The organism is Pseudomonas sp. BCRC 81390, from assembly GCF_030341915.1.
GTDB lineage: Bacteria > Pseudomonadota > Gammaproteobacteria > Pseudomonadales > Pseudomonadaceae > Aquipseudomonas.
The window spans coordinates 74,467-86,018 of record NZ_JATAAG010000010.1 but is presented as its reverse complement, the minus strand read 5'-3'; the positions used below and the strand labels follow the sequence as shown (position 1 = coordinate 86,018).

Genomic DNA, 11,552 nt, shown 5'->3' with positions numbered 1-11,552 from the left:
TTGCAGCGCAACAGGCCACGGGCTGGGGGTCAGGACTTCTTCTCGTCGGCGGCCTTGTCGGTCGGCTCGGCGATCAGTTTCTTCAGCTCTTCGCTCATCGGGAAATTCAGGTTGAGGCCCTTTGGCGGGATCGGCTGCTGGAACCACTTGTCGTAGCTCTTGTTGACTTCACCCGACTTGAAGTAGGCGATGATGGCGTCATCCACCGCTTTCTTGAAGGCAGCGTCATCCTTGCGCACCATGCAGCCGTAGATTTCGTACGACTGAGGGGTACCGGTGATAACCCAGTCCGACGGTTTGCGTGCCTTGGCCATTTCGCCGGCGAGCAGGGCGTCGTCCATCATGAAGGCTACGGCGCGGCCGCTTTCGAGCATGTTGAAGGCTTCACCGTGGTCCTTGGCGGAAATCACGTTCATCTTCATCTGCTTGTCGGCGTTCATCGCCTTGAGGATGCGTTCGGAGGTGGTACCGGCGGTGGTCACCACGTTCTTGCCGGCCAGGTCCGGGAAGTCCTTGTAGGCTGGCTGACCGTCCTTGACCTTGGTCAACAGGCGGGTACCGACTTCGAAGATACCGACCGAGAAACCGACCTGCTGCTGGCGCTCGACGTTGTTGGTGGTAGAGCCGCACTCGAGGTCGACGGTACCGTTCTGCACCAGCGGGATGCGGGTCTGGGAGGTGACGAGGTTGTAACGGACCTTGATGTCCGTGCCCAGCTGCTTCTTCAGGGCATCAACGACAGCCAACTGGATGTCGTGCGAGTAGCCCACCGGCTCGGGCTTGCCGGCCAGGTAGGAAAACGGGATGGAGGAGTCGCGGTGGCCCAGGGTGATGGTGCCCGAGTCCTTGATCTTCTTCAGGGTGCCGGTCAGTTCTTCGGCCATGGCCGGCGAAGCGATCACAGCGGCCGCAATGGCGGCGCCCAGCAATTGACGAACGATGCGCATCAAATTTTCCTCGACGTGTTTGTTTTTTTTATGGAGCCGTTGGCGGACTCTTCGTTCAACGAATACAGCAAGAAGCGGTGTGCATTCGGCTAACAAGTGTAGAGCATGAGTCGTGCCAAGCCCCTGATATCGATCATACCCCCTGAGAAATCTGGCAGATGAACCTTTTTTGGTGAGGCGATGCGTCATCGTTCGTTCGGAAATCCGTATGGGTTCAAATGCTGCGTTCGGTAATCCGATTGCGTGCAACGGTAACTGCCGAGCATCGATATTTAGTTACCGACAGGTTGCGGCGGTTGCGTGTTGAGGTGTGTCTTTTGTCATGAGACTCGCTTATGTCCCCGCTGATCCGTTCCGACTCCGTTGATGCACTGATTACCCACAATTTGCCGGGCTGGATGCGCCAGGCATCGGAAGACCATTTGTCCTCCCTGCGCCGCGCCATGTTGCAGGAGCAGGCTATCGACCATCAGGTCAGCCAGTTGTGGAAGGCCATTCCATCTTTGGATGCGTTCGCCAGGCAGATGCTGGAGCAGAAGCTGTCAACAACGCCCCTGGCTGGCATCGACCTCAAGACGGCAAAGCTGAGTGTTACCACGCTGATCATCCTGCCCACCGGGTCGCCGAAGTTGGCGCAGCCACAAGTGAAGCGGGTGATGAAGCATGACCTGCTGACGGCTGCGTTGCACAACTTCCATGCCGACGAGATCGTGCCCAGCATCTATCGGCAGGCAAGGCTGACCGGCGCCGACAACAAGCCATTGAAGATGAGTTTCGAGCGCTTCGCTCACCTATGCCGCCAGCTGGACATCGGCCAGCGTTACCAGGCAATGCTGCGCCAGACACTGCAACCCGCCAGCCACGATTCAGCCCGGAAGTCGGTCGACAAGTTGCTGGAAGCGTCGTTACGGGTACGACTGGAGGTGGCGGTGCGCCTGGCCTTCCTGAAGGGGCAGCTTGACGAGAGCAGCTACCTGCGGATGCTACCGCTGTGTGCCGCCAGGCCGATCGTGCCTGCGGACCCGGCCACTGTCGTCCCGCGGCAGCTGTACCTGCTGGGCAAACGCATCCAGGGGGTGGTGACCGTGGAAGTGCGGCTTGTCGGGAAGGGCAGCGTCGACAGCGTCATCGCCTGGTTACCCAACGACGTGCAGGCGCCCGTACAGCGTTACGACAGCTGGTCGTCGCTGTACCGCGCGTTGTGCCAGAAGCTGCGAAGTCCGGACTATGCCCGGTATTTCAGCCGCTTTGTCGGCGAACGCGACCGCGTCGATTTCAGCTATGCCTTGCGCAAGCGCCACGCTGCAGGGCCTGAACCTTCGGAACTCGATGGGCGTAACCTGGCGTTGGACTCGACGCTTTTCGTGCATTTGCGCAGGCTACAGGTAGAGAAGTGCCTTGACGATGCCGCAGTGCTGGCGGTGTCCACCGAAGCGGTAGACGAGCAGGACCGGCGTCGGCGCCTGACCAATTACAAGGAGTTCGGCCTTGATTTGCTCGGGCTTGCAGGCCTGTTCGTTCCGGTGCTGGGCTGGGCGATGCTTGCCCTGACCGCCGAGCAGGTGGTGGAAAACATCTACGAAGGCTACAAGGATTGGCAGATCGGCGATCGCCAGGCGGCACTGGGGCATGTGTTTGCCGTTGCCCAGGTCGTGGCCAGCGGCATTGCTTTCGCGGTAGGTGCCGAGTTGGCCGGACGCGCGCTCAAACGGGTCACGGCAGTCGATGCCCTGGCCCCCATTTGCACGGCAGACGGCGCGGTACGTTTGTGTCGGACAGACCTGCCGGGCTTCGCCCTCAAGGACAGCGACCTTGGCATTGGCCAGCACGAAACCGTAGACGGCGTGCGACAGATGCGACTGCATGACGCCACGTATGTTATCGAGGAGCGGGCCGATGGCACGGTCTTGCGTCATCCGTCGCGCAGCGCAGCGCAGCCGATAGCGCTCGAGCACAACGGCGTCGGCGGTTGGCGGCATGCGCTGGAAAGTCCCCATTACTGGGAGGGCAGCGGACCATTGCTACGCCGCTTGAGCAGTACCTTGGCGCAAGTGCCGGACGCGCTTGCCGAGCAGTTGTCGTTGATCACCGGGCATGGCCAGGCGCAACTGCGGCGCTTGCACCTTGAAGGCGCAAAGCCTCCTGCACGCCTGCTCGATGCCCTGGAGCGGCTGCGCCTGCATGAGCAGTTCCCACGGGTGAAGGGGGCTGCCTTCGAGGAAATCGTTGCACTGCGTCAAGCCCACCCCCATGAGGGCGCACGCTTGCTCATGCGTGATTTTCCGGGGCTGACGCCGCGCTGCGCAGCGGAGCTGCTGGAACTGGCGGACGATGCCTTGGTGGTGCGCTTGCTCGAGAACAAGCGCGTGCCGCTGGCGCTTGCCGAGCAGGCCCGCTGGGCGGTGCGTGACAGCAGGCTGGACCGGGCCTGCGCGGGCTTGTTGCAGCCACAGGCCGTCAATGGTGATAGCGAACGCCTGGCGCTGGCGCTTGCCCGCAGGTACGGCAACTGGCCTGCCGATATGCGGGTGGAGATTCGCGATGGGCATCCTGATGGGGTGATGCTGGCGGCCAACGGTGCCCCCGACGCTTCTCGGGTAGTCACCATGGTCAAACAGGCGGACCGATACCTGATCGTGGGACGCCCAGGTAATGGTTCGGGCGCTCTGCTGGAAACCCTGCTGGCGCTGGCGGAGGGGCAGCCTGGCGATGTGGGGGCAGTCGAACGATGGCAAACACGCCTGGCACGGCGGGCAGCGCGGGCGCGCGACGATGCTGCTGAAATGATTGGCCTGACACCGCCACCGGGCCGTGTACGTCCCCCTGTACGTCTGGGCGATGGGCGCGTGGGTTATCTGCTCAGCGGCCGTGGCGAAAGTTCAGGCCAGGCGTTGCGGCGGGGCATCCGGCAGATCTACCCGACAATGAGTGATGCGCGACTGGAGGCTTTCCTTGCCGACCTGCGTTCGCACAACATCGAACCCTGGGGGCACTTTGCACGGTTGCGCACACAGCTGGCTGAGTTGCGAACCAGCCTGCGGCAATGGGAGGAGCAGGCCAGCGGGCCGCTGGAGCGTCTGCGCCGTCGGCGCCTGGCAACCCGGTTGCGCCGTTGCTGGCGGCGCAAGAGCAGCATCGGCACGGAAGATGGCTACATCCTGCATGTCGACGGCGCACAGGTGGGCGATTTGCCCGAGTTGCCTGCCGGCCTGGACTTTTCCCACGTTACCCAATTGACGTTGCGCGGGCTGGGGCTTGAAGAGGTGCGGCACGCGTTCATCAGCCGTTTTGCCCGCGTAGTTGAACTGGACTTGAGCGGCAATCGTCTGTCGACCATTCCTGCCGGGGTTGAAGGGTTGCTCAGCCTGCGCGAATTACGCCTGAGCCACAACCGGATCGTGCTCGATGCGCAAGCTGATGCCCGGCTGTCGGCCCTGGAGCGCCTGGAACGCTTGCACCTTGACCACAACCCGTTGGGCCAGGCACCCACTGTCAGTGGCTTGCCGCGGTTGCGCGAGCTGTCGTTGCGCAGTACTGGCCTGGAAAACCTGCCAACGCGGGTGCAGACACCGTGGCGTGCATTGACCGATTTTCGCAACAACCAGCTGCGCCGGTTGAACGTGGAACTCCATGGCTTGCGCGAGCGTATCCGCAATATGGCGCTGCACGACAATGCGCTTGAGGAGGTGCATGAAGAGGAACTCAGCGAGAGCTCCGGGTCGTCGCAAGAAGGGGAGCGGGGGCTTTCCTACCGCCATGCGCTGGTTGACCAGGCAATGCGTCAGCAATGGCTGGCGGGTAGCACGGGGGCGTTGCGCGCCCATCGCGAAGCACTGTGGGTCGGGCTGCAGGAAGAGCCTGGCGCGCAAGACTTCTTCCGCTTTCTGGCAGACTTCGCCCAGTCTACCGATCTGGCCCGCTACCCTGGGTATTATCGAGCCAGGGTGTGGGAGATCATCGAGGCCTGCGCGTACGACACCGAGGTGCGTTCAGGCATGTTCGCCCTGGCCGGCGGCCCACGCACGTGCGAAGACCGCTTGCTATGGACGCTCAGTCAGCTGGAGACGCGCGCATTGGTGATCAGGATGACTCGCGGCTTGCCGGCCGAAGGCGCACAGGCCGCGCTGGTCAGTCTTGGGCGTTCACTGTACCGGCTCGACCGGCTGGATGGCATTGCTGCCCGTCATGTGCGAAGGCTGATGGCCGAACCTGGCCTGTACGTGGATGAGCTGGAGGTTCACCTGACCTACCGGGTAAATCTCGCCGGCCCGCTGCAGCTGCCACCGCAACCGCGCTCTATGCACTACCGCAGCCATAGCGGTGTGAGCAATTCCGACCTCAACGCAGCGCGCAGCGAAGTGTTGCAAGCGGAAAGTCCAAGGCTGCTCAGCGAAGCACTGGCGACCCAGGACTTTTGGGAAACGCATGCCAGGCAACAGCATGCCGAGCGCTTCGACCGCATGCTGGCGCCGTTTCACGCGCGCCTGGCCACACTTGAAGCGCATGCCGAGGAAACCGGAGAAATGGCTTACCTGCTGGGCAGCAATACCCTGCGCGATGAGCTGATCACGGCCGAGCGACGCCTGTTGCGCACACTCGCCCGCGAAGCCTACGGCTTGCCCGAGGACTGACCCTGTTGCAACGGGGCATCATGCAGCGCGAATCCGGCAACGATGCCTGTCAGTGCGCGCCAGGTATTCATGCAGCGCCTGCTGTTCGCCGGGACTGGTGAATAGGCCCAGTTTGGTACGGCGCCAAAGAATATCCTCGGCGGTGATGGCCCACTCGCTTTCGCACAGGTAGTCGACTTCACGCGCGAACAGACCGCCGCCGATGGCCTGGCCCAGGTCATCGGGGCCGGTTACGCCGTCGAGTAGTTGCCACGTACGGCTGCCGTAGGTTTGCGCCCAGCGTTTGGCAATATCCACCGGCAACCAGCCATGGCGGGCCAGAATGGCATCGACCAGGGCCTGCACGCTGCTCATGTTCTCGCCGCCCGGCAGTGGGGAGCTGGCTGTCCAGCTGCCGCGCATCTGGCTGAAGAACGGCTTGAGCTCGGCCATGGCCGATTCGGCGAGCTTGCGGTATGTGGTCAGCTTGCCGCCGAACACCGACAGCAGTGGGGCCTCGCCATTGCCGGCGGAGAGCGCCAGGGTGTAGTCACGTGTTACAGCCGAAGGGTTGTCCGATTCATCATTGCACAGCGGGCGCACACCCGAGTACGTGTGCAGGATGTCGGCGCGGCTCAGTTGATGATTGAAGTGCGCGTTCACCACGTTCAGCAGGTAGTCGGTTTCGCCCTCGGTGATGGCAACCTTGGCCGGGTCGCCGCTGTACTCGCGGTCGGTGGTGCCGATCAAAGTGAAGCGGTCCAGGTAAGGGATGCAGAAGACGATGCGCTGGTCTTCGTTCTGCAGGATGTAGGCGTGCTCACCTTCATACAGGCGCGGCACGATGAGATGACTGCCCTGGATCAGGCGGATGCCGTAAGGCGCATCCAGCTTGAGGTCATCCTTGATGAAGCTGGCCACCCACGGGCCTGCGGCGTTGACCAGGGCGCGCGCGCGGATGCTTTGCAGGCTGCCGTCGGCATGTTGCAGGTCGACTTGCCAAAGGCCATCGGTGCGCTCGGCGCGCAGGCAGCGCGTGCGGGTGTGGATGTGCGCACCGTGTTCACGGGCAGCCATGGCGTTGAGCACCACCAGGCGCGCATCGTCGACAGCGCAGTCGGCATATTCGAAGCCGCGGGTGATGGCTGGCTTGAGCGGGTAGCCAGGGCCGAAGCGCAGGCTGCGCGAGGCACCCAGGCGTTTGCGCTTGCCGAGGTGATCGTACAGGAACAGGCCGGCGCGGATCATCCAGGTCGGGCGCAGGTGCGGGCGGTGCGGCAGCACGAAACGCATCGGCTTGACGATGTGCGGGGCTTTGGCCAGCAGCACTTCGCGTTCGGCCAATGCTTCGCGCACCAGGCGGAATTCATAGTGCTCCAGGTAGCGCAGGCCGCCGTGGATCAATTTACTGCTGGCCGAGGAGGTGTGCTGGGCCAGGTCGTCCTTTTCGCAAAGGTATACCTTGAGGCCGCGCCCGGCTGCGTCGGCAGCGATGCCCACGCCATTGATGCCGCCGCCGATAACGGCAAGGTCATAGCAGTCGGAGAGTGGCGGCTGAGACGAAACGGGCTGGGACACGGGCAAGGCCTCCTGGACGCTGTTCACATCGAATATGAACATTGATGTTCGTTTTCGAAAATAATAGCGCAATGGAAAGCCGGTCGCCAGTCAGTCTTTATAGAAAAAACTGATCAGATGACAATGAAGTGAACATTTACGAAGATTTCGGGTGACCGGTTTGGGTTCTCTAGCGCCTGTGGGTTTGAGCGCCGCGCTGGCGGCGCTCGGTCTCACTGGCGACATAAGGCTGATGCCATGCACCAAGGGCCCTCAAACCACCTCGAGACGAATCTTGTACTGGTTCAGCAGTTGCGTCAGCGCAAGCGTCGGCGCCTGGTCGGTCACCAGGCAGTCGACCAGGCTGATCGAGCCCAGGCGTACCATGGCGTTGCGCCCGAACTTGCTGGAGTCGGCGGCGAGGATCACTTGCCGGGCATTGGCGATGATGGCCTGGGAAACCCGCACCTCCTGATAGTCGAAGTCGAGCAGGCTGCCGTCTTCGTCGATGCCGCTGATGCCCACCAAGGCAAAGTCGACCTTGAACTGGTTGATGAAGTCGACACTGGCCTGGCCGACCACGCCGCCATCGCGACGCACCGTGCCCCCGGCCACCAGTACTTCGAAATCATCCTTGGCGGCAAGGATGGCGGCGACATGCAGGTTGTTGGTGATGACTTTCAGGTGGTTGTGGTTGAGCAGTGCGCGGGCGATGGATTCGGTGGTGGTGCCGATGTTGATGAACAGCGAGGCATGGTCGGGAATCTGCCGGGCCACGGCTTCGGCGATGCGTTGCTTCTCGTCGCGCATCTGGTCGGCGCGCATGGCGTAGGCGGTGTTCTCGATGCTCGAATCATAGGCTGCGCCGCCGTGGTAACGGCGTAGCAGGTTGAGTTCGGCAAGCTGGTTGATATCACGGCGGATTGTCTGCGGAGTGACGACGAACAGCTGCGCCATTTCCTCGATACTGACGTAACCGCGTTCGCGTACCAGTTCGAGAATTTGTTGTTGGCGAGGGGGCAGATTCATGGGCGGTCCTTTGGGGCTGCCGGACAAATGCTGCAATGATGCCGTAGGACGCGGATGACAGCCAGTAGACTGTGGCGCATTGGCGCGCAGTCGTTGTGGGAGCGGCGTTGCGTCGCAAAAGGGCTGCGAAGCGGCCCCAGGATCTTCGCGTCATGGCGAATATTGCTGGGGCTGCTCCGCAGCCCTTTCGCGACACAAGGCCGCTTCCACAGGTAAGGTGGGGATCAGGCCTCGTGATCTTCCCAGTCACGGGTACGCTCGACCGCCTTCTTCCAGCCGGCATACAGCTTTTCTTTCTGCGCCTCATCCAGTTGCGGGCTGAATTCGCGCTCGATGATGGCCTTGTCGCGCAACTCGTCCAGGCCGCTCCAGAACCCACAGGCCAGGCCCGCCAGGTAGGCCGCACCCAAGGCAGTGGTTTCGCGCATTTTCGGGCGTTCCACGCAAGTGCCCAGGATGTCAGCCTGGAATTGCATGAGGAAATTGTTCGCCACTGCACCGCCATCCACGCGCAGCTCGGAAAGGCGCTGGCCGCAATCGTGCTGCATGGCGTCAAGCACGTCGCGGGTCTGGTAGGCGATCGACTCCAGCGCGGCGCGGATGATGTGGTCTACCTTCACGCCACGGGTCAGGCCGAACAGCGCGCCGCGGGCATACGGGTCCCAGTACGGTGCACCCAGGCCAGTGAAGGCCGGCACCAGGTACACACCATTGCTGTCCTTGACCTTGTTGGCGAAGTACTCGGTGTCCAGCGCATCGTTGACGATCTTCAGCTCGTCACGCAGCCATTGCACGGTGGAACCACCGTTGAACACCGCGCCCTCCAGGGCATAGGCCACTTCGCCGCGCGGGCCGCAGGCGATGGTGGTGAGCAAGCCGTGGGACGACTTCACTGCCTGGCTGCCGGTATTCATCAGCAGAAAACAGCCGGTGCCATAGGTATTCTTGGCTTGGCCCGGCTCCACGCACATCTGGCCAAACAGTGCCGATTGCTGGTCGCCAGCGATACCGGCAATCGCGATGCCGCTCTTGGTGTGGCCGTACACTTCGGAAGACGGGCGTACCTCGGGCAGCATCTGCCGCGGGATGCCGAGGATCTCCAGCAGGCGGTCGTCCCATTGCAGGCTGTGGATGTTGAACATCAGCGTGCGCGAGGCGTTGGTGTAGTCGGTGACGTGCACCTTGCCGCCCGAGAACTTCCAGATCAGCCAGGTATCGACGGTGCCGAACAGCAGTTCGCCACGCTCGGCGCGTTCGCGGGCACCTTCGACGTTGTCGAGGATCCACTTCAGCTTGGTGCCGGAGAAATACGGGTCGGTGACCAGGCCGGTGGCCTCGCGGATATACGCTTCATGGCCATCACGCTTGAGCTGGGCGCAGATCTCGGTACTGCGGCGGCATTGCCAGACGATCGCGTTGTACACCGGGCGGCCGGTTTCCTTGTCCCACACGACGGTGGTTTCGCGCTGGTTGGTGATACCTAGCGCAGCCACCTGGGCATGGCTGATGCCTGCCTGGGCCAGCGCCTCGACCATGGTTGCGCTCTGCGTGGCAAAGATTTCCATCGGGTCGTGTTCGACCCAGCCTGCCTGCGGGTAGTGCTGAGCGAACTCACGCTGGGAGGTGCCCACCACGTTGGCGTCACGGTCGAAAATGATTGCCCGTGAACTGGTGGTGCCCTGGTCCAGGGCGATGATGTAGTTCTTATCCTGGGTGTCTGTCATGGTCGTAGGCCTTGCGCAATTAGGGGGTCAGGGCGGGCGTGATGCCGGCATCAGTTGACTTGAGTATCGCCCTGGCGATTGTCGTTTGTCTCAGGTTCCACGGCGGCTGCCGTCGGCAGGTTACGGGCGATCAGGCCGCGGTAGGTCGCCGCACCCAGGCAGGCGCCAAGTATCGGTGCGAACACCGGAACCAGGAAATAAGGCATGTTCCGACCGCCAGTGAAGGCGATTTCGCCCCAGCCAGCCAGGAAGGTCATGAGTTTTGGCCCGAAATCACGGGCCGGGTTCATGGCGAAGCCGGTCAGCGGGCCCATGGCACTGCCGATCACGGCGATCAACAGGCCGATCAGCAAGGGTGCCATGGCGCCACGCGGCAGGCCGTTGTTGTCGTCGGTCAAGGCCATGATCACGGCCATCAGCACGGCGGTGATGATCACTTCGACGAGGAACGCCTGGCCGGTGGACAGCGACGGATGCGGGTAGGTGGAAAATACCGAGGCCAGTTCGAGGCTGGCTTCGCTGCCGCGCAACATGGCGTGAGCCTGTTCGAAATCGAAGAACAGGTTGCTGTACAGGCTGTAGACCAGCGCCGCGCCACAGAATGCGCCGCACACCTGGGCCAGCATGTAGAAGGGCAGCTTGCGCTTGTCGAAACCGGCGAACAGGGTGAGGGCAATGCTTACTGCCGGGTTCAGGTGTGCGCCGGAAATGCCGGCGGTGAGGTAGATCGCCATGCTGACGCCTACGCCCCAGATGATACTGATTTCCCACAGGCCGAAGCTGGCGCCCGCGACCTTGAGCGCTGCGACGCAGCCGGTACCGAAGAAGATGAGCAGGGCGGTGCCGAGGAATTCGGCCAGGCACTGGCTGGACAGCGTGGGTTGGCGTAGAGCAGTCGTCATGTATGACCTCGTTTTTGTTTTGTTGTGAGGCGCTTGGCGCTCGACAGCAAAGCCCGGAGTCTATCCCCATTGAACCCGGGCTGATGTAGGAAACGCACCTTAAAAGTGCATCATTTATTCAGAAACGAAAAAATATAGACAAGAAACGCTGATGTCAAAGGTCGAAAGTGAACGGTCGGTCACGATATGGCTGCTTGTTTGAGGTGCGGACACCGTGCTAGACGGGCGCGCTTGCCATACGCTGGCTGCGCTGTGGGAATTGGCCTAAAGTAGCCGCCGAGCCGTTCTGACCGGAGCCCCTGCATGACCCCCGCCCTAGACCTGTTGAAGAAACACCGCGCGGAACACCGTGTGCACAGTTACGAACATGACCCCAAATCGGCGTCCTATGGCCTGGAGGCGGCGGAAAAACTCGGGCTTGATCCGCAGCAGGTGTTCAAGACATTGCTGGCTAGCAGCGAGAAGGGCGAGTTGCTGGTGGCGGTGGTGCCGGTGGTCGGCACGCTGGACCTCAAGGCCCTGGCCCATGCTGCCGGGGTGAAGAAGTGCGAGATGGCCGACCCGGCGGTGGCACAGCGAGCTACCGGGTACCTGGTGGGTGGCATCAGCCCGTTGGGCCAGAAGAAGCGCCTGCGCACCTTTATCGATGACTCGGCGCAGCAGTTTGCAACCATCCATGTCAGTGCTGGGCGGCGCGGGTTGGAGGTGGAATTGGCAGCGGCGGTATTGGCCGAACATACCCAGGGCAAATTTGCCGCTATTGGTCGGGGCTGAACATCCGGG

The 11,552-nt window shown here is 62.3% G+C and carries 7 protein-coding genes; 2 read left to right on the top strand and 5 right to left on the bottom strand.

Annotated features, from left to right (window positions below; translation table 11 throughout):
• Positions 1–29: 29 nt before the first annotated feature.
• A complete protein-coding gene (locus tag QSV36_RS04875; RefSeq protein WP_289130379.1) occupies positions 30–947 on the bottom strand; it encodes a glutamate/aspartate ABC transporter substrate-binding protein in 918 nt (305 codons plus the stop codon).
• 335 nt (positions 948–1,282) lie between these two features.
• Between QSV36_RS04875 and QSV36_RS04870 the strand changes: the two genes are divergently transcribed.
• Positions 1,283–5,578: an NEL-type E3 ubiquitin ligase domain-containing protein gene (locus tag QSV36_RS04870; RefSeq protein ID WP_289130376.1), complete on the top strand. Its 4,296-nt coding sequence runs from the start codon at positions 1,283–1,285 to the stop codon at positions 5,576–5,578.
• 18 nt (positions 5,579–5,596) lie between these two features.
• Here the strand turns inward: QSV36_RS04870 and glpD are convergent, their stop codons facing one another.
• The 4 genes from glpD to QSV36_RS04850 form a co-directional block, all read right to left on the bottom strand.
• Entirely contained in the window at positions 5,597–7,135 is a 1,539-nt protein-coding gene (gene glpD / locus QSV36_RS04865; RefSeq protein ID WP_289130374.1) for a glycerol-3-phosphate dehydrogenase, read from the bottom strand.
• 252 nt (positions 7,136–7,387) lie between these two features.
• On the bottom strand, positions 7,388–8,143 hold the full coding sequence (gene glpR, locus QSV36_RS04860) for a DNA-binding transcriptional repressor GlpR (protein WP_289130371.1): 756 nt from the start codon (positions 8,141–8,143) through the stop codon (positions 7,388–7,390).
• A 224-nt stretch (positions 8,144–8,367) separates the two neighbouring features.
• Positions 8,368–9,867: a glycerol kinase GlpK gene (gene glpK / locus QSV36_RS04855; protein ID WP_289130369.1), complete on the bottom strand. Its 1,500-nt coding sequence runs from the start codon at positions 9,865–9,867 to the stop codon at positions 8,368–8,370.
• 50 nt (positions 9,868–9,917) lie between these two features.
• Positions 9,918–10,769 carry an MIP/aquaporin family protein gene (locus QSV36_RS04850; RefSeq protein ID WP_289130368.1) on the bottom strand — a complete coding sequence of 284 codons (852 nt, stop codon included), beginning with the start codon at positions 10,767–10,769 and terminating at the stop codon, positions 9,918–9,920.
• 303 nt (positions 10,770–11,072) lie between these two features.
• On the opposite strand from QSV36_RS04850, the gene ybaK reads away from it, so the two are divergent.
• On the top strand, positions 11,073–11,543 hold the full coding sequence (gene ybaK, locus QSV36_RS04845) for a Cys-tRNA(Pro) deacylase (RefSeq protein ID WP_289130365.1): 471 nt from the start codon (positions 11,073–11,075) through the stop codon (positions 11,541–11,543).
• Positions 11,544–11,552: the final 9 nt, after the last annotated feature.